Genomic DNA, 20067 nt, shown 5'->3' on the forward strand with positions numbered 1-20067 from the left:
TATCGAGTACTTGCCGATCACTTCGCTCGTGCAATACCCAAAAATACCCAGCCCACTCACGGACCGCCGCCAGCAGATGAAAGAAGAATCGCCGAAAGCCATTTTCTACGCACTCGCGGCCAACTTCGGCATCGCCGTCTGCAAGTTCGCCGCGGCGGCGTTCACCGGCTCCGGATCGATGTTCGCCGAAGCGATTCACTCCACCGCCGACTGCGGCAATCAACTGCTGCTGCTATTCGGACTGCGCGAAGCGCGCAAGCCGGTGAGCCCTTTGCATCCGATGGGTAGCGGCCGCGAAATCAACTTCTATTCGCTGCTGGTTGCGTTGCTGCTGTTTTTCGTCGGCGGTGCGTTTTCGGTGTATGAGGGCGTGCATCGACTGATTGCGCGCGAGCCGTTGCAATATGCGTTCGTCGCGTTGGCGGTGCTCGGTGTGTCGGTGGTGCTCGAATCGCTATCGTTGTGGGGCGCGGTCAAGGAGATTCGCAAGACGCATCCCGATAAAAATCTGTGGCACTGGTTTCGCGAGACGCGCGAATCGGATCTGCTGGTCGTTGCCGGCGAAGATATCGCCGCGCTATTCGGTCTCGCGATCGCCTTCGTCGCGGTGCTATCGACGATGGTGACCGGCAGCCCCGTGTATGACGCGCTCGGCTCGGTGGGGGTCGGTCTTCTGCTGATGACGATCGCGTGGCTCGTCGCGCGTGAAGTGAAGTCGATGCTCGTCGGCGAATCGGCGAGCCCGGAAGTGCGCAGCGCCATCGACGCGCATCTGCGCGCGCGTCCCGAGATTCGCGGCATCATCAACTTGATCACGCTGCAGTGGGGGCGCCACGTGGTGGTGGCGGTGCAGGCGGAAATGATCGACTACGCGAGCGGCCGCGCGATGGTCGATGCGATCAACGTCATCGAGGCCGATCTGCAGGCCACGTTTCCTCAGGTGCGCTGGGTGTTCTTCGAACCGGATGTGCCGCGCAATTAAAGAAGACTTCTCCACTCGGGCATGAATCGGGGTCCATGAACCCCGCGGACGAGAGGAGGCGAGCGGAGGCGAAGCGACGTGCGCTGCAGTCGCGGGTCATTCCGCCGTCCCGACAGGATGCCAGTACGCTTCACAGCGTTTATTTGAACCCCGCCACCGCATGCGGCACATACAGTTCTTCGAGCCGACGAACTTCGTCGTCACTGAGCTTCAACGAGAGCGCCGCGACCGCGTCGTCGAAATGATGCAGTTTGGTAGCACCGACAATCGGCGCGGTAATCGGCTTCTTCTGCAGCACCCACGCCAGCGCAACCTGCGCGCGCGGCACGCCGCGCTCTTTCGCGATCTCGCTGACCCGCTCGACGACACGCCGATCCGCTTCCTGCGTGTGCGCGTACAGCGTGCGGCCGAATTCATCGGTTTCCGAGCGCGCGCTTTCGGTGTCCCAGTCGCGCGTCAAACGTCCGCGTGCAAGCGGACTCCACGGAATCACGCCGATGCCTTCGCTTTCGCACAGCGGTAGCATTTCGCGCTCTTCCTCGCGGTACAGCAGATTCACGTAGTTCTGCATCGTCACGAAGCGCGTCCAGCCATTGCGCTCGGCCACCTGCAGCGCCTTGGCAAACTGCCATGCGTACATCGACGACGCGCCGAGATAGCGCGCCTTGCCGGCTTTCACGACATCGTGCAGCGCTTCCATCGTTTCTTCGATCGGCGTGCCGTAGTCCCAGCGATGGATCTGATACAGGTCGACATAGTCGGTACCAAGCCGCCGCAGGCTGTGGTCGATCTCCGCCATGATCGCCTTGCGCGACAATCCCGCGCCGTTCGGGCCCGGATGCATGCGGCTATTGACCTTGGTGGCGAGGACGATCTCATCGCGCTTCGCAAAGTCGCTCAGCGCACGGCCGACGATTTCCTCGCTGGTGCCGTCCGAATAGACGTTGGCGGTGTCGAAGAAGTTGATGCCGTGATCGAGCGCCTGCTTGATGAAAGGCCGCGCGGCTTCGTCGTCGAGCGACCAGGGGTGCGTGCCGCGCGAGGGTACGCCATAACTCATACAGCCGAGACAGAGACGCGATACATCGAGGCCGGTGCGGCCGAGTTTCACATAATCCATCATGTTGCTCCTATAGTGAAGCGCACAAACCCGCTGCGAGGGAAGGACGTTCGATTATAGGGAAACGACGGCAAGCGCGTCGTCACGGGCCGCACCCGCTTTCGATCGCTTCAATGCAAATGCGCCCGCGAAGTCACATCGCGGGCGCATGACGACGAGTGCCGTGAACGACAGCCAACGCTCAATGCTGTACCGGGCGATACGGCGTCCACACGGGCGTGTCGGTATTCCAGTTGTCGAGTTCCGATGGTGTCATGATGTGCTCCTCGATGAAGAGGCGCGCAGTTTTGCTCCGCAAGCGCGCCGGGTTCTGAATCAACTGCTTCTAACTCGTTACTGGCCCTTCGCAACTCGCGTCACTTCGCCGTTCGTTCCTTCCTGCAACGCGATGCGCGCGGCTTGCGTCTGGCCGATCAGGCCTTTGTCCGGATACGAGGTGCGATTCAGTGAGGGCAGCGAGCCGTCGCGATACGCGGCGACCAGTTCGGCCTTGACCTCGGCGCGTGTCTTCGTGCTCGCGGTGGGCGCCGGTTGCGTGTCATACGTTCCCGCGCGGCCGATACCGCCGCCGCCTTGCGCAAATGCCGGAACGCTGACGAGCAGTGACAGAGCGAGGCCTGCCAACAGATTGCGCTTCATGATTCACTCCTGTCCATTCATTGGCAGCGCGATGGCGCTGCGACAGAGTGAAATGTAGACGTCGACGCGGTGCGGATAAATCGCGGTTTTGCGAAATGAATTGTCGCGATTCAGGAACAATCGCAAGCGAGGCTTCGCCGAGGCCGTGCCATTGCACAGTTGCCGCGGCATTGGAGCCGCGGCTGGAATTCACTGTTTCACTTCCCGTACTTCATGCGACCCATTCGGTCATCACCGGCGTGTCGAGTGCCGGCGCGGACTCGCGCTGCTCGAATGTGCGCTTCGTGCAGGTGGCGTCGAGAGTGCCGCGTCCGCTCAGCAATGGGCAACGATCGAACAGCTCCGCGATCCAGTCTACGAAAACGCGGACTTTCGGCGACAGATGACGACTGTGCGGATAGACTGCCGAAATCGGCATCGGCAAGGGTTTCAAGTCCGGCAGTACTTCGACGAGCTGACCCGAGCCCAGATGCGGCAGCACCATGAAGCGCGCCGGCTGAATCAGGCCGAAGCCTTCGAGTCCGCAGGTCACGTAGGCATCCGCGTCGTTGACCGACACGATGCTTTTCATCTTCACTTCCACTTCGTTGCCGTTCACCAGGAACGCCCAGTCGAGCGTGCGTCCCGTGCGGCTCGAGAAGTAGTTGACGGCTTTGTGATTGTCGAGATCTTCGAGCGAAGCGGGCACGCCCGCGCGCTTGATGTAGTCGGGCGACGCGCAGGTCACGCCCTCGAACAGACCGATGCGGCGCGCGACCAGCGACGAATCCTGCAACGCGCCGACACGCACCACGCAATCGACACCTTCTTGCAGCAGATCGACGGGCCGGTCGGTCAGGCCCAGTTGCAGATCGATGTCCGGATAGCGCGTGTGGAATTCGCACAGCGACGGAATGACGAGCAGACGGCCAATCGAGCCCGGCATGTCGATGCGTAGCTTGCCGTGCGGCTTCTTGTTGCCGCTCTGGAAACTCGCCTCGGTCTCTTCGACGTCCGCGAGGATGCGCACGCAGCGCTCGTAGTACGCGGCGCCATCGGGCGTCAGCGAGAGACGGCGGGTGGTCCGGTGCATCAGCCGCGTGCCGAGAAACGCTTCGAGGTTCTGAATAATCGTAGTAACCGATGCGCGCGGCAGGTCGAGCGTTTCCGCTGCGCGGGTAAAGCTGTTGGTGTCGACGACGCGCGTGAACACTTGCATGGCCTGAAGCCGGTCCATTGCAAACCTCCAGAAGGGGCTGGTGCACAGGCGGGAATGGAGTCCGCGAAAACAATCACAACGGGATTGTTCAAAGGCACCGAATTGTGTTGCCGGATTATAGGCATTTATTTGCGAGTCTGCCGAACCCACAATTCGGACCATTGAAGTTCTATGCGCATTTGCGCGGCTCGACATGGATGCATTCAAATCGCCGTACCCGCCTTTTTCCACCGGCGTTTCCGCCGAAGACACTGGCGCCGAGGCCAATGACGCAACGCTTGAAGTCACCGACGTGGGTATCGATGGGTACGCTCAACCCATTACGTTGCGCCTGTATCGGCTGACGAAAAAAACCGCATTGCCAGTGCTGCTTTATTTTCACGGCGGCGGTTTTACGAAGGGTTCGATCGAGTGTGCGGACTTCGCCGCGCGATATTTCGCAGAACACTTACCGGCGCTCGTGGTGTCGGTCGGCTATTCGCTCGCGCCGCGGTTTCCGTTTCCGGCCGCGCCGGAAGACGCGCATCGCGCGGCGCTTTGGGTGCAGACGCGGGCACGGGCATTTGGTGGCAATAGCAGAAAGATCGGCGTGGCGGGCCACGACGCGGGCGGCCAACTCGCCAATTGTCTCGCGTTCATCGCGCGCGATCGTAACGACGTGCCGATCAGCGCGCAGGCGCTGTTCGGCCCGATGCTGGATCCGAGCCTGACGCGGCTCGGCGACGAGCAGCGACTCGGTTCGGACATCACCGCGCGCGAGTGCGCCGCGTGTTATCGCGCGTATCTGCCGCAAGCGTCTCAGCGCATGCATCCGTATGCGGCGCCGCTTGAATCGTCGCGGCTCGCCGGCTTGCCGGCGACGCTGATCGCGACCGCGCAGAACGACGTGCTGCACGTCGAGGCCGAGAAGTATGCAAGCAATCTGATCGACGCGGGCGTGCAGACCCAGGTGGTGCGCTTTCCGAGCGTGTCGCACGCGGCGCTCGCCGATCATCCGCCCGCTTTGCAGGAAGCGGTGCGCTTTTTCCAGTGGCGCTTCGACGCGCGCGCTCATCGATAAACAGAAATTCAATCAACGATACCGGGAGCTACACATGACTATCCTTCCTCTTTCCCGCCGCCGCGTGGCGTTAGCCGCCGTGGTCGTCGTCGTCCTTGCCGGGCTTGGCACCTTCGGCGCGATTCGTGTCGATGCGAGCTCGCCGGCCGCACCCACCATCGTGCCGGAAGTGGACGTGGCGACCGTCGTGCAGAAGACGATCACCGACTGGCAGTCCTATTCGGGACGTCTCGAAGCCGTGCAGAAAGTGGACGTGCGTTCGCAGGTGCCGGGCACGATCGTGTCAGTGAACTTCAAGGACGGCGCGCTCGTGAAGCAGGGCGACACGCTGTTCGTGATCGATCCGCGTCCGTACGCGGCCGAAGTCGATCGCGCGCAAGCGCAGCTCGCGGCCGCGCAGGCACGCACCGGCTACACGCAAAGCGACTGGGAACGCGCGCAACGGCTGATCGTCGACAACGCGATCGCCAAACGCGACTACGACGAGAAGCAGAACGCCGCGCGCGAGGCGAGCGCGAACCTGAAGGCCGCGCAAGCCGCGCTGGAAACCGCGCGCATCAATCTTGGCTACACGAAGATCGTCGCGCCGGTGTCGGGCCGCGTGTCGCGCGCGGAGATCACGGTCGGCAACGTGGTGTCGGCGGGCGCCAGTTCGGTGCCGCTGACGACGCTCGTGTCGGTGTCGCCGATCTACGCGTCGTTCGACGCGGACGAGCAGACCTACCTGCAATACCTGAGCCGCGCGAAGGACGGCAGCAAGGTGCCGGTCGAACTCGGTCTCGCCGATGAATCCGGCTACTCGCGCAGCGGCACGATCGAGTCGGTCGACAACCGGCTCGACACGTCGTCGGGCACTATCCGCGTGCGCGCGAAGTTCGACAACGCGGACGGCGCGCTGATTCCGGGCCTCTACGCGCGCGTCAAGGTGGGGGGCAGCGCACCGCATCCGGCGCTGTTGATCGACGATGCCGCGGTCGGCACCGACCAGGACAAGAAGTTCGTGCTGGTCGTCGATCAGGGCAACCACGTCGTTTATCGCGGGATCACGACGGGTTCGATGCAAGGCAATCTGCGCGTCGTCAAGGACGGCTTGAAGCCGGGCGATCGGATCGTCGTCAACGGCGTTCAGCGTGTGCGTCCCGGCGATACGGTCCGCGCGCACATGGTGCCGATGACGACCGACGACGACCCGAACAGCGCAGCGCTCGCGCAGTCGCGTGCCAAGGCCGAGGCCGGCGCGAAAGGCAATTCGTGAGCCGCATGCTCCAACGCGCATGCTCCAACGTTAAGAGCTTCCAATGAACATATCCAAATTCTTCATCGATCGCCCGATCTTCGCAGGCGTGCTATCGGTATTGATCCTGCTCGGGGGTATCATCTCGCTGTTCAAGCTGCCCATTTCCGAGTATCCGGAAGTGGTGCCGCCTTCGGTGGTGGTGCACGCGCAGTATCCGGGCGCGAATCCGAAGGTGATCGCCGAAGCGGTCGCCGCGCCGCTCGAAGAGCAGATCAATGGTGTCGAGAACATGTTGTACATGCAGTCGCAGGCGAATAGCGACGGCAATCTGACGCTGACCGTCACGTTCAAGCTCGGCACCAATCCCGACCTCGCGACGCAGCTCGTGCAGAACCGCGTCAATCAGGCGCTGCCGCGTCTGCCGGATGACGTGCAGCGGCTCGGCGTGACGACGATCAAGAGTTCGCCGACGCTGACGATGGTCGTGCACCTGATCTCGCCGAACGATCGCTACGACATGACGTATCTGCGCAATTACGCGCTGCTCAACGTGAAGGATCGGCTCGCGCGGATTCAGGGCGTCGGCGAAGTGCAGCTGTGGGGTTCGGGCGATTACGCAATGCGTATCTGGCTCGATCCGCAGAAAGTCGCGCAACGCGGTCTCACGGCGACCGAAGTCGTCAACGCGATCCGCGAGCAGAACATCCAGGTCGCGGCCGGTGTGATCGGTGCGTCGCCGTCGGTGCCGGGCACGCAATTGCAGTTGTCGGTGAATGCGCGCGGCCGTTTGAAGACCGAGGGCGAATTCGGCGACATCATCGTGAAGACCGCGCCCGACGGCGGCGTGACCTATCTGCGCGATATCGCTCGCATCGAGCTCGCGGCGTCGGAATATGGCCTGCGTTCGCTGCTCGACAACAAGCCCGCGGTTGCGCTTGCGATCAATCAGGCGCCGGGTGCGAACTCGCTCGCGATTTCAGAGCAGGTGCGCGCGGCGATGAAGGAACTCGCCGAAGACATGCCGGCCGGCGTCGAATACCGGATCGTCTACGACCCGACGCAGTTCGTGCGTTCGAGTATCGAGGCGGTGATCCATACACTGCTCGAAGCGATCGCGCTGGTCGTGATCGTCGTGATCGTGTTCCTGCAGACGTGGCGCGCGTCGATCATTCCGTTGATCGCGGTGCCGGTGTCGATCGTCGGTACGTTCTCGCTGCTGCTTGCGTTCGGCTTCTCGATCAACGCGTTGTCGCTGTTCGGCATGGTGCTCGCGATCGGTATCGTGGTCGACGATGCGATCGTCGTGGTGGAGAACGTCGAGCGCAACATCGAAAGCGGGCTCAGTGCGCGCGAGGCGACCTACAAGGCGATGCGCGAAGTGAGCGGGCCGATCATCGCGATTGCGCTGACGCTCGTCGCCGTGTTCGTGCCGCTCGCGTTCATGACGGGTCTCACGGGCCAGTTCTACAAGCAGTTCGCGATGACCATCGCGATCTCGACGGTGATCTCGGCGTTCAATTCGCTGACGCTGTCGCCGGCGTTGTCCGCGCTACTGCTGCGCAGCCACGGCGAGAAGGAAGACTGGCTGACGCGTGTGATGAACCGTGTGCTCGGCGGCTTCTTCAAGCGTTTCAACAAGGTCTTTCATCGCGGTTCGGAAGCCTACGGCCGTGGTGTGACCGGCGTGCTGCGTCGCAAGGGCGCGATGCTCGCGGTGTACGCGATCCTCATCGGTGCAACCGTATTGGTGGCGCGGATCGTGCCGGGCGGCTTCGTGCCCGCGCAGGACAAGGAGTATCTGATCGCGTTCGCGCAGTTGCCGAACGGTGCGTCGCTCGATCGCACGGAAAAGGTGATCCGCGATATGAGCGCGATCGCGCTGAAGCAGCCGGGCGTCGAAAGCGCGGTGGCCTTCCCTGGTCTGTCGGTGAATGGATTCACGAATAGTTCGAGCGCGGGCATCGTGTTCGTCACGCTGAAGCCGTTCAAGGAGCGCGGCGACAAGAAGCTGTCGGCAGGCGCCATCGCCGGTGCGCTGAACCAGCAGTACGGTGCGATCAAGGACTCGTTCGTCGCGGTGTTCCCGCCGCCGCCGGTGCTCGGGCTCGGCACACTCGGCGGCTTCAAGATGCAACTCGAGGATCACGGCGCGGTCGGTTACGCGGAACTCAACAAGGCTGCCGAAGCATTCGTGAAGCGCGCGGCGCAAACGCCCGAACTTGGGCCGACCTTCTCCAGCTATCAGATCAACGTGCCGCAGCTGAACGTCGATCTCGATCGCGTGAAGGCGAAGCAGCTCGGCGTGCCGGTCACGGACGTGTTCGACACGATGCAGATCTATCTGGGCTCGCTGTACGTGAACGACTTCAATCGCTTCGGCCGTGTGTATCAGGTGCGCGTGCAGGCGGATGCGCCGTTCCGTCAACGCGCCGACGACATCCTGCAACTGAAGACGCGCAACGCAGCGGGCGAGATGGTGCCGTTGTCGTCGCTCGTCACGGTGACGCCGACGTACGGGCCGGAGATGGTGGTGCGCTACAACGGCTACACGGCGGCCGACATCAACGGCGGCCCGGCGCCCGGCTTTTCGTCGGGACAGGCGCAGGCCGCGGCCGAACGCGTGGCCGCCGAGGTGCTGCCGCGCGGCGTGAAGCTCGAGTGGACCGACCTCACGTATCAGCAGATCCTCGCCGGCAATGCGGGCATGTGGGTGTTCCCGATCAGCGTGCTGCTCGTGTTCCTCGTGCTCGCCGCGCTGTACGAAAGCCTGACGCTGCCGCTCGCCGTGATCCTGATCGTGCCGATGAGCGTGCTGTCCGCGCTGACCGGCGTGTGGCTCACCGGTGGCGACAACAACATCTTCACGCAGATCGGTTTGATGGTACTGGTGGGCTTGTCCGCGAAGAACGCGATCCTGATCGTCGAGTTTGCGCGTGAGCTCGAACACGACGGACGCAGTCCGCTGCAGGCCGCGATCGAAGCGAGCCGTCTGCGTCTACGGCCGATTCTGATGACGTCGATCGCCTTCATCATGGGCGTGGTGCCGCTGGTGTTGTCGAGCGGCGCGGGTTCGGAGATGCGTCACGCGATGGGCGTCGCGGTGTTCTTCGGCATGCTCGGCGTCACGCTGTTCGGCCTGATGCTGACGCCGGTGTTCTATGTGGTGCTGCGTTCGCTCGCGGGCGGGACGATTCACGTGGCGCAGAAGGATGCGCCGCGCTACGGCGCGCCCGTTACGGACGCCTGAGGAGAAAACAACAATGAAACGCTTTGAATCTCGCTTTGACTCTTTGCGCGGATGGGGCCGCGCGGCCGCGAGCGGTTTGCTGATCGCGCTGCTGGCCGCTTGTTCGGTCGAGCCCACGTACAAGCGGCCCGACGTCGATACGCCGGCGGCGTTCAAGGAAGCGCCCGCGATGGCGACGTCGGCTGCGGCGGCGTCGGGCGTGGCGGCCGGTTCGGCCGCGTCGGCGCAAAACACCGGCACGTGGAAGCCGGCCCAGCCCGCCGACGACGCCCTGCGTGGCGAATGGTGGAAGGTGTTCGGCGACCCGCAGCTCAACGCGCTCGAAGAGCAGGCCGCCGCCGCGAACCAGGACCTGAAGGCCGCAGCCGCGCGCGTGCAGCAGGCGCGCGCGGTCACGCAGGCGGCGAAGTCCGATTGGTTCCCGAAGCTCGACGCGGGCTTCGGCCCGACCCGGGAGCGTGCGTCGGCGGCGTCGCAGTTCCTGCCGGACAGCGCGGGCGGCACGACCGGCACGATCTGGCGTGCGCAGGTCGGCGCGTCGTATGAGGCGGATCTGTTCGGGCGGGTCAGCTCGAACGTGAACGCGTCGCGCTCGGACGAGCAGCAGAGCGAAGCGCTGTTTCGCTCGGTGCAGCTGTCGTTGCAGGCCGACGTCGCGCAGAACTACTTCCAGTTGCGCGAGCTCGACACCGACCAGGATCTGTATCGCCGCACCGTCGCGTTGCGCGAGGACACGCTGAAGCTCGTCGAGCGGCGCTTCAAGGAAGGCGATATCAGCGAGCTGGATCTGTCGCGCTCGCGTAACGAGCTCGCGAGCGCGCGTGCCGATGCGGTCGGCGTCGCGCGGCAACGGGCGGCCTCGGAGCATAGCCTCGCGATTCTGCTCGGCAAGCCGCCCGCGGATTTCTCGTTCGCGGAAGAACCGCTCGCGCCGGTGGCGGTGCGCGTGCCGCCGGGTTTGCCGTCGGCGCTGCTCGAACGCAGGCCGGACATCGCGGCAGCCGAACGCGCGATGCAGGCAGCGAATGCGCGCGTCGGGCTCGCGAAGTCGGCGTTCTTCCCGAAGCTCGACATCACGGGCGCGTTCGGCTTTGAATCGGCGACGCTCGGCGATCTGTTCATGTGGTCGAGCCGGGCGTTCATCCTCGGTCCGCTCGCGGGTACCGCGCTGACGGTGCCGATCTTCGACGGGGGCCGCCGCAAGGCCAATCTCGCGCAGGCGCGTTCGAAGTACGACGAGGACGTCGCGCAATATCGCCAGCAGGTGCTCGTGGCGTTCCGTGAAGTCGAGGACAATCTTGCCGATCTGCGCTTGCTCGACGATCAGATGCGCGAGCAGAACGACGCGGTCGATGCGTCGCAGCGCGCCGCGCATCTGTCGCGCACGCAGTACACGGAGGGCGCGGTCAGCTATCTCGACGTGATCGATGGCGAGCGGCAGGTGCTGCAGTCGCAATTGCAGGCGAGCCATCTGGCGGGCACGCAGGCGGTCGCGACCGTGAATCTGATTCGCGCGCTCGGTGGCGGGTGGGGCGATGTGACGGCGGGAGATACGGCGGTCGGGGCGGCGCCGGTGCCGGTTGGTGCTTCCGGCGGCGCGGCGGCTTCGCTGGCTGCGGCTTCCGGCTCCGCGGCCGGATCCGCATCGGTTTCAGCGCAGCAGCAGGTGGCGAAGCGCTGAATTCCTGACCCTGTTGGCAAGCGCTTCATCAACCTCGTCAACGACGCTTGGCATTATCGGCGCGACGGTGATGCCGCATAACCTGTATCTGCACTCGTCGATCGTCCGGACCCGCGCGGTGAAGCGCGATCCGGCCAGCATCCGCTCGGCGATCGGCATGTCACGCATCGACACGATCGCATCGCTCGTGATCGCGGCCCTGATCGACATGGCGATCCTGATTCTCGCGGCCGCCGCGTTTTACGCGACGGGCCACGACCAGGTCACGCAGATCGAGGACGCCTACCGGCTGCTAGCGCCGATCGTCGGCACCGGCTTCGCCGCCTTCCTGTTCGCGATCACGCTGCTCGCGTCGGGACAAAGCTCGACATTCACCGGCGCGGTGGCGAGGCAGGTCATCATGGAAGGCTTCCTGAAAATGAAGATTCCGTGCTGGCAGCGGCGCTTCATCACGCGAGCGCTCGCGCTGATCCCGGCGCTGATCGGTGTGCGGATGCTCGGCAATGGCGCGGTTGGGTATTCGGCACGCCGGTTTGCCCGGCGCGAAGGCGAAAAAAAATCCGCGCAGTTCAATCACTGCGCGGAATCATGTGAGCTTCGGTTTGAATCGGGTCGAGCGCGTCTCGCGACGGCGAATCGATCGGTCAAGCGGCCTGCGCAACCTGCGCCGCATCGAGCGCTTCGCGGCGCGCGGCTGCTGCCTTCTTCGTCTTGCCGGCACGCGACGGCGGCTGGCAGGCGCCGCACACGACGTTGTGCTGCAGGTCGTGCTTGTGCGCGACGAACTTGCCGGTACAGCGGCAGCATCTGGTCAACTGCAGGATGTCGGCGTCGAAGAAACGCACGAGCGTCCACGCGCGCGTCAGATCGAGCACCGGCTCGGTTTCGCTGTGCTGACAGTGTTCGAGATACAGCCGATAGCCCTTGGTCAGCGCATCCAGATGCGAGCAGCGCGCTTCGTTCTTGAGGAACAGGTACGTGTTGTAGAACAGCGACGCGTGAATGTTCGCGAGCCACGTCATGTACCAGTCTGCCGAGAACGGCAGCATGCCCTTGGGCGGCGATACGCCCTTGACCTCGCGATACAGGCGGATCATACGGTCGCGCGACAGCGTCAACTCGCTCTCGAGCACCTGCATGCGGGCGCCGAGCTCGATCAGTGCGATCGCGCGAAATACTTCCTGTGCATCTTCGGTCAGGCTTCGCTTGAGCATTGCAGTCACCTCGATCAGGCAAATTGCTCGGCGGGCTGGCCTGCAAGCAGGATCGCCGTGTGAGTCGGTGCAACTGCGGTGTGCTTCGTCGTTTGCGTCAACGCCGACAGCATCGCATGGTCGTTGAAGCGGAAGAAGCACAAAAGCTGGTCGGAAGCGGCCAGCTTGACGATTTGCGCGAGCGACAGCCCGGCAAGCAAGTCAGCCAGTTCCGACGACAGTCCCAGGCGGAACATTCCGACCGGTTTGTCCTCGCGCAACATGCGTTGCGCGAGCATGATGTAAGACAAGTTGATCTCGCGGATTGAATCCAGCGTCTCGCTGCTACGGTCCATTTTCTCTGTTTCCGAAGCCCCGAATTACTATGTCGGCTTTGTGCCGTTATGTCTTTTCTGCCTCGCCGGTAACGTGGCCGCCGGCTACATGTTGCTGCCCGCTACAGACAGCGAACATTTGATACAAGACGTTACATTTCGTAACAGCTCGGGACGAATTGTATGAAGGCTAAAACCAGAAATCAATCCTTTCTCAAAAAAATATCTCAAAAAACTACATCATTTTTCGGTAAGTTTTTCACGCCATTGTAATGAATGATGCCAGGTGAATTTATAGCGTTTCGAGACTGGCCTCTAATCCATGAAAACCATTACTGGTTGGGCATCCTGCGCAATTGTCAGAGGCGCGCGTCCGCACCGCGCGGCGCTCGGTAAATTTGTTTTGGATTAGGAAGGAAACAGAAAGCGATGGAATTGACGGTAATAAATACTCATGTTCGGCGGCGCATGAGGGACGGATGGAGCCTGTAACGGTATGAAGCGTCCCCCGTTACAAACTTCGCAAACAGGGCCGGATTTGTAACGGCTCGATGAGGACGGGCAGCCGGTCTGGCGCACTCGTTCGACCGCGAGACCGAACAGCGGTCGCAGACGCGTACCGATCAGGTTGCGGACGGAGGCTGCGAGAAGCCAGTGCCGTGCAGGCTGTCTGACACGATGTCGGTGCAATAGGCGACGACATTACAACGTTGACGAGGCGCAGGAAATGGCCGCAAGGAGGCGTTGTCAATAATTCCCGGGGAGCTACGCGAGGAATCGCGCCATCAGATCCTCGTCATGGAACACCCCGTCGACGTTCAAGGCGCCGACTTCGCACCCATATTTGCGAAAGCCGAGCGATTCATACAGCCTGCGCGCCGCGTAGTTGCGGCTACCCACGGTTAGCTGCACCTGTCGCAAACCGTCGACGCGCGCCGCGCGCGTCAGCAACTCGCCGAGCAGCGCGCGCCCGACCCCACGACCAGCCGCTTCCTGTGCGACATACATGCCGACCACGTTCGCCTTGTGCCGCTCCTTGTGGGCTTTATTGCGCAGCAGACCGACGACGCCGATCAGCGGAGCGTCGGCCGACGCATACGCGCCAAGCAGAAACGTGCCTTCCGTCTCCGAGCCCTGCAGTGTCGCGTCGTGCTGCCCGGCGCCTTTCGCCAGCGCTTCGTCGTGGCTTTGTCCGAACGAAGCGGGGTGCGCCTTCAGCCCGCGCAGACGAAGCTGGAAATAGGCGTCCCGGTCGGCGGGTCCGAGTTGGCGGATCAGCAGGGTGTCGGCGTTGATGGACATCTCACTTATTCGTGGTGAGTAGAGTGGAGGTACGCGAGCGGCTAGCCGCGCTGGTGTTCGGCAAATTCGCGCAGCGCCGACGCGGTTTGCCGATCCGCTGGAAAGAACGCCTCGATGGCGAGTTCCGACAGCGTAACGTCCACGGGCGTGCCGAACACCGTGGTGGTGCTGAAAAACGACAGCACGCCAAGCGGCGTACGCAGCCGCAATGGCACGGCGATCTGGTTGAGGACTGCATTGTCCAGCGTCGAGGCGTCTGCATCCGGCGGCGCGGGGTAGCCGGCCAGTTCGTCGCGCAGTGCGCTCAGCGTGTCGTCGCCGCTGACGTCGATCTGCCGTTGCAGGCGGGCCAGCACATGCTCGCGCCACGCATGCCAGTTGACGATCGACGCCGCAATGCCTTGTGGATGCAGACTCAGGCGCAATGCGTTGACCGGTGGCTTCAACAGTTCGGGACTCGCGCCGCTCAGCAACGGCGCAATCGCATTGTTGGTCGCGACGATGGTCCAGTGCCGGTCGATCGCGAGGGCCGGGTAGGGCTCATGTCCTTTGAGCACCAGTTCGACGGCTTCGCGCGCGGCGGCGAGCTGCGGGTCGGAGAGGGGACGTTCGCGAAACAGCGGCGCGTAACCGGCCGCGACGAGCAGAGCATTGCGCGCGCGCAACGGCACGTCGAGGCGCTCGGCGAGATGCATGACCATTTCCCGGCTCGGTAGCGCGCGCCCCGATTCGACAAAGCTCAGATGGCGGGTCGAAATGTCAGCCTCCGTGGCGAGCAGCAACTGACTCATGCGCCGCCGCTGCCGCCATTCGCGGAGAAGTTCGCCGACCGCCCGAGTGCCGATCGGCGCGGATGAAGGAGCCCCTTGTGCAATAGAAAGTGTGTTCATGCCACCGATCATAGTCAAAGCATGCAAACAATCGATTACCTGAGAGGTAAGGCCCCGCCAATTTCTGTCAACGAGATGCGTGCCCGGCTCAGGCGGCAGCCAGGCGCAACGGCACGGCGGTGAATTTGACGCCGATCGCACTGGCCAGTTTCAGGACCGTGTCCATGCGTGGCTTGGAGCCGGGCGCGAGTGTCTTGTAGAGGCTTTCGCGGCCCAGGCCCGCTGCCGCGGCGATCTTCGTGATGCCGCGCGCCTTGGCGATATCCGCGATGGCGGCGAGCAGCAGATCGGAGTCGCCTTCGTCGAGGGCGGCGTTCAGATAGGCCGCGACCATTTCGTCGTTGTCGAGGTACTTCGATGCATCGAAGCGTGCCGTTTTGATCTTGCTCATGACCGTTCCTTTCTGATGGTTGTCCACATTGCTCCGGCATGCCTGATATCCGCCTGCTGCGTGGACTTGTTACCCCCGCAGAGCAGCAGATACATCATGCGTTCCTCGCGCGCGTAGTAGACCCGGTAACCCGGCCCGCAATCGATGCGCATCTCGAACACGCCGCTTTCCAGCAACTTCGCGTCGCCGAAAAGCCCGCGTTCCGCGCGGCGGATCCGCACGAGAATTTGCGCCTTCGCCTTGAGGTCGGTGAGGCCGTGAAGCCAACGGTCGAACTCTTCGGTGCAGTTGATCGTGTACACGCGCGGTGTTTCGATCTGCGGATGATTGTATCTCTTAGGATACGGTCGTGCAAGCGAGAAAAGCGTCTCGACAAAGCGGTCCAAGTGATCCTCCTGTTCATTGCATTGCCCGCCTCGCGATGTCGTCGGCGGGCTTCGATGAGTCACTTGAGGTTAGCGGTGCGAAGGTCTTTTGACGACTCGGCCGAATGACCTATTTGGCGAAGGCTGCATCCGCTTGATTACCTCTCACGTAATCGAGTGGGCCGGAAACGCCCGCCCCAGCTAGAGCGTCTGGAATTCGTCTGGAATTCGTCTGGAATTTTTAGCCGGCCAGCTTCACCTCGACCCATTCGGCGCCCCGCACGTCTCGGTACATCGCGGTCATGCTGGCGCTCTTGTGTCCGAGGATCGCCTGCGCGAAATCGGGACCGTATTGCTCGGTATAGAGTCGCGCGGCGAGACTGCGCAGCTCGTGGAAGGTGGCCGGCATCTTGCCTTCCTCCCACGCAATTTCGGCCGCGTCTCGAGCACGCGCGAACGCCCGAGTCAGCGAGTTGACCTCTAGCGCGTCGCCGGGCTTGCGGTGTCCGTGTCGCCTCACGTGATGGAGCATGGACTTCGATATGACGGCGTCGCGGCACCGCTTGATCACATCCTCGAGCGATAGTCCGAGCGCGTCGATGCGGACGCCGACGGGAATGCGTAGCTTGACCCCGGTCTTCCTCTGGGTCACAAACAGGAACCCGTCTTTCACGTCCGAAAACAGCATTGGGGCGACATCCTCGCGGCGCTGCGCGGTCAGCAACGCGAGTTCCATGCTGCGGGCTGCCCAGGGGACGTCCTCAAGTGCGACGGCGTAGATTTCCCGGAACTGATCCAGCGTCAGGCGGGAGCGCTCGACCTCGAGGTCTGGAGCGCGAGTAACGGTGACAGGGTTCTTCCCGGTTTCAATCAGGCCGCGCGTCTCTGCCTCGCGCATCATGTCCGCGAGCGTCTTTCGAATCAGCGCGGCCATTGAGGCGCCACGGGTTGTGATGGCGCCCCGGATGAAATCGGATACCTCTTCTGTCTTGATCTCTCGGAGGTGCTTGCCGGCGAACGGCGCGGTGCGCACTGCCCGAATGCCCGCTTTCACCGTTTTGATCGTCGCCGGCGTTCCCTTGCGTGTGTCGATGTAGATCTGCTCGTATTCAGTGGCCCACACGTCTAGCGTTCTGCCTGCAGGCTCCAATATCTTCTGCGCGAGCGACATGTTCCCGCGACGCTTCTCAACCGCGAGGTTTGCGGCGCGCGCCTCGGCAAACGCGCGCGCCTGGTCGTGGCCGAGACCATAGTCCTGCTTTGTGTCGGGGTCGCGCCAGTAAAAGTACCCGGCGCCGTTCTGGTTCAGATGGTTCGGCCAGTTGCGCCGCTTTGCCTCGCGCCTCCTAGCCGCCATTGCCGAGCCTCCGCGACATCTCGCCGGCGTCATCACAGTAGACAGCGTTCGGCTCGACGAAATAACGGCCACCGCACTTGATAGGTTGCGGGACGATGCGGCCATTGCGTCGCCAGTTGAGCAGCGTGTTTCGGTGAGGCTTGGCGTCACCAAACATGCGCTCTGCCCACGCTTCCAGCGTCATCAATTTCGGCAATTCGATCACCTTCATTTCACACCCCAGTGTTTGCGCGTGGTTTCGATCATTCGTTGTGCTGCTTCGGTCATTCCGACGACGACCCCGCAAAGTGCTCAAGCTGTTCCGGCGTCAGCAGCGGGTAATCGTTGGCATCACCTTTCAGGTTGATGGTGATCGGCCCGTGTCGCCCGTCGCCAGTCATCGTGCCGGCAAGTTCTCGACGCTCCGAGTCGTTCAGGTTCCGCCACTTGGCAATCCGGTAGTAGCCGACGAGCAGGCCTCGCGGCGAACCTCTTTGCGTGGTGCCGACTGCAATGCCTCGCGCATCGCACCATTCCTCTGCGGCGCGAGTTGCTTCGAACTCGCCGGTCTGGTCAAAAGTGATTTTCATCACCCCTCCTGGGTCGGTTGTTGAGACAGGGCGCGGATAGCAGCCGCGCATTTGTCCGCACCGTCCGATTCGCCCTGCACCTGCGGGTCAGCACGTCCCGCTTCCCGGCCTGTGTAGGGCGCTCGTCCCTTGTAGAGGATCCAGCAATCACCAGCTATCTCGCCGCACACCTTCGCGGCTTCCTCCAGGGCGTTATCTCGAAGCCCTGCGATATACCGCACAAGCTCATCCCTCTCGCGCTCTCCGTTATCTCCGCAAGCCGCGCGGATCTCACATAGCAGCGTGAAAAGGTCGGATTCGTCGGGGTCAGCCGGCTGAGCATCGGCGCCTGGTGCTTTAGGCAGTGGCATCCAGTGCATGTGCATCGGCCCGGATAGGTGCCGATGGTCATAGCAGGCTACCCACTTGTCGAGCAGCGTATTGAAGTGGGCGATCTCATATGAGCAGCCTGTGTACACAAGCACTGCCGTCTCCTTCGGCGCCGTCCCAATCGGTTGCCACGCATCCCTGATCTGCGCTCCATCCTCTAGACGTCCTGCTATGTGAAGCAGTCCATCTACCAGTTTCACATCGATGATTTCCATCTGTTCGATCCTGTCTGCAATCTCGCAAGTGATCCTGACCTGTGCTCCATCCAGGGGTGGGGTGGCGTAGAGAGCGATCGGGTCTTTCAGGCCAGCCGGAGACGGAAACATCATGGCCGCGTTCATCAACTGACCTTGCCAACCGAAAACGGTGTCGCGCCGACAGTACGCAACCGCCTGCACAGCCTCAGACGGTGTTGGGGTGGGGTCATCGGACAGAATCGCTTCGAGTGTTGCGTCGTCGGTGTCATATCCGATGCCGGTCGGATTCTCTGCTGCCGTCACCCCGCCTACGGCTTCGCGCGCGTCGGGGGATGGGGGAGTGGCGACTTGCGCCAGCGTCGCCTCGATCGCCATTTCTGCTGCGTTGTAGAAGGTCGCGCCGGGAATTAGAGTGCAGTCGGCGTGAACGATCCGCGCGATTTGCTTACGCTGCTCAGCAGTTAGCGACTCATTCTGATTTTGCATATTCGGCCCCATTGACCAGGATGATTTCATTGACAAAGCCGCGCAGCGCGTCGAGACGTGGATTGCCGAGGTTGTACTTTTTCGCCACCTCGCAAATCTTCTCGGTGCTGATCGAGATCGGGGTCGGATGCACAGTCGCCTGAGCGCTTGCAGCGGCGCGGGCTTGCCAGCCTTCCCATACACCCTGCATCTTCGTGTCACGGTACGCTGCGAGCCCTTCGTCAAGGGCGGTGGCATGGCTCAAGTGGGGGAACGTAGCTTCGCACGCCGCGCGTTCGTCGCTCATCGCTTGCGCGCTTTGGGATGGGGTTGTGTTCATGAGCGCTCCTTTATTTCTGCGACAAAGCGATCGACCGTCACGCAGAGCGAAACACCATCGCGGATGGAACGGTCGATGAAACCTTGCACGACACGTTCGGTCTGTTGGCGCTTCGAAGGTTGTTGAATCCAGCCTCGGGCATATGCGCTGCGTGCCCACATCGGCCAGCCAAGACGCTCCAAGCGCTTGTGAAGCAATGGCATGCCCATCGATGCAGCGCGACGCCCCATAGCCTCAAATGCGCGCTTCCCAGCGAGTGGTTTGCCGCTCATGAGCGCTCCTTTGCGCGGGCGTCGATAGCATCGCGCTTTTCGGAGCTGGCCTGTGGAGCGGCGGATTGCTCGGCGAGAAGGGTGCGGGCAGCGCTAACTATGCGTTGTCCTTCCTCATTCAAGCGCAATCCTCCACCTTGCGAGTTGCGTGCCTCGACTACTTCGAGAAGGCCGGCCATAGCCGATCGCCACGTCAGCCCTGCTTGCGGTGCTGCCGTGTGGCCTGTTCGCTTGGCCCAGTCACGAACAGTTTGCTTGCGCCGCTCAACTTCTTCCTCGGTCAGCGGGGCGTAACCCCCGCCCGTCGCCGTGGCTTGCGTGGATACGGCGCAGGTATCGCTCATGGCTCTGTGGGCTCGCTCAATGATTGCCCGCAGACGGTCTGCAAGTCGGTCCTTGCTCATACCGTCCGACTCATCCGGGCAGTAGGCGGCGATATAGGCCATCTGACTACGCAACGCTTCAAACGCCTCCCGCTCGTCGCTAACAGTCGCGGCAGAGCGAGGGGCAGCAGCGATCATCGCGAGTACGTCGGCCTTCACCTCGCACCACGTAACATCATCAGGGCCGAATCCGCGCTTGCTCCAATCCTTAAACCGGCGATACAGGCTCGTCACGATAGTGTCTGCGTTCGCGTGGTCAGGCACGAGCGTCCACCCTTCCGGCACAGTCGCGGCAGAGCGAGGGAGAGGGGCGGCGGTGGCGAGAGCGGCGCGCGCGTATTCCATAGCGAAGTGCTCCAGAACCACTTGCGCGGCGGATTCGTTTTCGCAGCGACGGATTCGACGCATCACATGCGACACGTTCGACGGCATTTGCGGGAGACCACCCGCTTCGGGTTGGTTGGTTGTCATGTCA

Annotated in this window: 21 protein-coding genes and 1 pseudogene; 6 read left to right on the plus strand and 16 right to left on the minus strand. The window is 62.7% G+C overall.

The annotated features are described in order from the left end of the window. Positions 1-76 precede the first annotated feature (76 nt). Entirely contained in the window at positions 77-982 is a 906-nt protein-coding gene (locus HDG39_RS17585) for a cation diffusion facilitator family transporter (RefSeq protein ID WP_018423449.1), read from the plus strand. A gap of 139 nt (positions 983-1121) precedes the next feature. Here HDG39_RS17585 and HDG39_RS17590 read toward each other — a convergent pair whose 3' ends face one another. From HDG39_RS17590 to HDG39_RS17600, 3 genes are all read right to left on the minus strand, one after another. Next, positions 1122-2102 carry an aldo/keto reductase gene (locus HDG39_RS17590; protein ID WP_184007175.1) on the minus strand — a complete coding sequence of 327 codons (981 nt, stop codon included), beginning with the start codon at positions 2100-2102 and terminating at the stop codon, positions 1122-1124. Between the two features lie 333 nt (positions 2103-2435). Further along, on the minus strand, positions 2436-2741 hold the full coding sequence (locus tag HDG39_RS17595; protein WP_184007176.1) for a DUF4148 domain-containing protein: 306 nt from the start codon (positions 2739-2741) through the stop codon (positions 2436-2438). Between the two features lie 211 nt (positions 2742-2952). Next, the gene (locus tag HDG39_RS17600; RefSeq protein WP_018423444.1) at positions 2953-3957 is read right to left on the minus strand and encodes a LysR family transcriptional regulator; all 1005 of its coding nucleotides are present in this window, start codon (positions 3955-3957) and stop codon (positions 2953-2955) included. Between the two features lie 175 nt (positions 3958-4132). On the opposite strand from HDG39_RS17600, the gene HDG39_RS17605 reads away from it, so the two are divergent. From HDG39_RS17605 to HDG39_RS17625, 5 genes and pseudogenes are all read left to right on the plus strand, one after another. After that, positions 4133-4999: an alpha/beta hydrolase gene (locus HDG39_RS17605; protein ID WP_018423443.1), complete on the plus strand. Its 867-nt coding sequence runs from the start codon at positions 4133-4135 to the stop codon at positions 4997-4999. Positions 5000-5033: 34 nt separating this feature from the next. Continuing rightward, on the plus strand, positions 5034-6254 hold the full coding sequence (locus tag HDG39_RS17610; RefSeq protein ID WP_026226339.1) for an efflux RND transporter periplasmic adaptor subunit: 1221 nt from the start codon (positions 5034-5036) through the stop codon (positions 6252-6254). Between the two features lie 43 nt (positions 6255-6297). Further along, complete coding sequence (locus HDG39_RS17615) at positions 6298-9483, plus strand: efflux RND transporter permease subunit (RefSeq protein ID WP_184007177.1); 3186 nt, start codon at positions 6298-6300, stop codon at positions 9481-9483. 13 nt (positions 9484-9496) lie between these two features. Beyond that, positions 9497-11164 carry an efflux transporter outer membrane subunit gene (locus HDG39_RS17620; RefSeq protein ID WP_184007178.1) on the plus strand — a complete coding sequence of 556 codons (1668 nt, stop codon included), beginning with the start codon at positions 9497-9499 and terminating at the stop codon, positions 11162-11164. Between the two features lie 8 nt (positions 11165-11172). Next, positions 11173-11681 (plus strand): annotated as a pseudogene (locus HDG39_RS17625) (divalent metal cation transporter); the annotation flags it as partial. A 127-nt stretch (positions 11682-11808) separates the two neighbouring features. Here the strand turns inward: HDG39_RS17625 and flhC are convergent. The 13 genes from flhC to HDG39_RS17690 all read right to left on the minus strand — a co-directional run bounded on the left by flhC (position 11809) and on the right by HDG39_RS17690 (position 20063). Then, positions 11809-12378 carry a flagellar transcriptional regulator FlhC gene (flhC, locus tag HDG39_RS17630; protein ID WP_018423439.1) on the minus strand — a complete coding sequence of 190 codons (570 nt, stop codon included), beginning with the start codon at positions 12376-12378 and terminating at the stop codon, positions 11809-11811. Positions 12379-12392: 14 nt separating this feature from the next. Then, complete coding sequence (gene flhD, locus HDG39_RS17635; RefSeq protein WP_184007179.1) at positions 12393-12713, minus strand: flagellar transcriptional regulator FlhD; 321 nt, start codon at positions 12711-12713, stop codon at positions 12393-12395. Between the two features lie 744 nt (positions 12714-13457). Beyond that, the gene (locus HDG39_RS17640; RefSeq protein WP_184007180.1) at positions 13458-13994 is read right to left on the minus strand and encodes a GNAT family N-acetyltransferase; all 537 of its coding nucleotides are present in this window, start codon (positions 13992-13994) and stop codon (positions 13458-13460) included. Between the two features lie 41 nt (positions 13995-14035). Continuing rightward, entirely contained in the window at positions 14036-14884 is an 849-nt protein-coding gene (locus HDG39_RS17645) for a helix-turn-helix domain-containing protein (protein ID WP_184007181.1), read from the minus strand. Positions 14885-14972: 88 nt separating this feature from the next. Further along, entirely contained in the window at positions 14973-15275 is a 303-nt protein-coding gene (locus HDG39_RS17650; protein ID WP_018423436.1) for an addiction module antidote protein, read from the minus strand. Beyond that, complete coding sequence (locus HDG39_RS17655; protein WP_221305780.1) at positions 15272-15661, minus strand: type II toxin-antitoxin system RelE/ParE family toxin; 390 nt, start codon at positions 15659-15661, stop codon at positions 15272-15274. Before HDG39_RS17655 ends, HDG39_RS17650 begins: the two co-directional genes overlap by 4 nt. A gap of 220 nt (positions 15662-15881) precedes the next feature. Next, positions 15882-16997: a tyrosine-type recombinase/integrase gene (locus HDG39_RS17660; protein ID WP_184007182.1), complete on the minus strand. Its 1116-nt coding sequence runs from the start codon at positions 16995-16997 to the stop codon at positions 15882-15884. Next, on the minus strand, positions 16987-17208 hold the full coding sequence (locus HDG39_RS17665) for an excisionase (protein WP_260328029.1): 222 nt from the start codon (positions 17206-17208) through the stop codon (positions 16987-16989). Before HDG39_RS17665 ends, HDG39_RS17660 begins: the two co-directional genes overlap by 11 nt. A 52-nt stretch (positions 17209-17260) precedes the next feature. Beyond that, positions 17261-17566, minus strand: a complete 306-nt coding sequence (locus tag HDG39_RS17670; protein WP_184007183.1) for a hypothetical protein — start codon at positions 17564-17566, stop codon at positions 17261-17263. Then, entirely contained in the window at positions 17566-18618 is a 1053-nt protein-coding gene (locus HDG39_RS17675) for a hypothetical protein (protein WP_184007184.1), read from the minus strand. Before HDG39_RS17675 ends, HDG39_RS17670 begins: the two co-directional genes overlap by 1 nt. Next, a complete protein-coding gene (locus HDG39_RS17680; RefSeq protein WP_184007185.1) occupies positions 18602-18937 on the minus strand; it encodes a hypothetical protein in 336 nt (111 codons plus the stop codon). Before HDG39_RS17680 ends, HDG39_RS17675 begins: the two co-directional genes overlap by 17 nt. Further along, a complete protein-coding gene (locus HDG39_RS17685) occupies positions 18934-19209 on the minus strand; it encodes a hypothetical protein (protein WP_184007186.1) in 276 nt (91 codons plus the stop codon). The genes HDG39_RS17680 and HDG39_RS17685 overlap by 4 nt, the downstream gene beginning before the upstream one ends. Further along, positions 19206-20063 (minus strand): hypothetical protein, encoded by an 858-nt coding sequence (locus HDG39_RS17690; RefSeq protein ID WP_184007187.1) that lies wholly within the window; start codon positions 20061-20063, stop codon positions 19206-19208. The genes HDG39_RS17685 and HDG39_RS17690 overlap by 4 nt, the downstream gene beginning before the upstream one ends. Positions 20064-20067 lie beyond the last annotated feature (4 nt).

The sequence above is a fragment of the Paraburkholderia lebeckiae genome (assembly GCF_014201005.1).
In the GTDB taxonomy this organism is placed as follows: Bacteria; Pseudomonadota; Gammaproteobacteria; order Burkholderiales; family Burkholderiaceae; genus Paraburkholderia; species Paraburkholderia tuberum.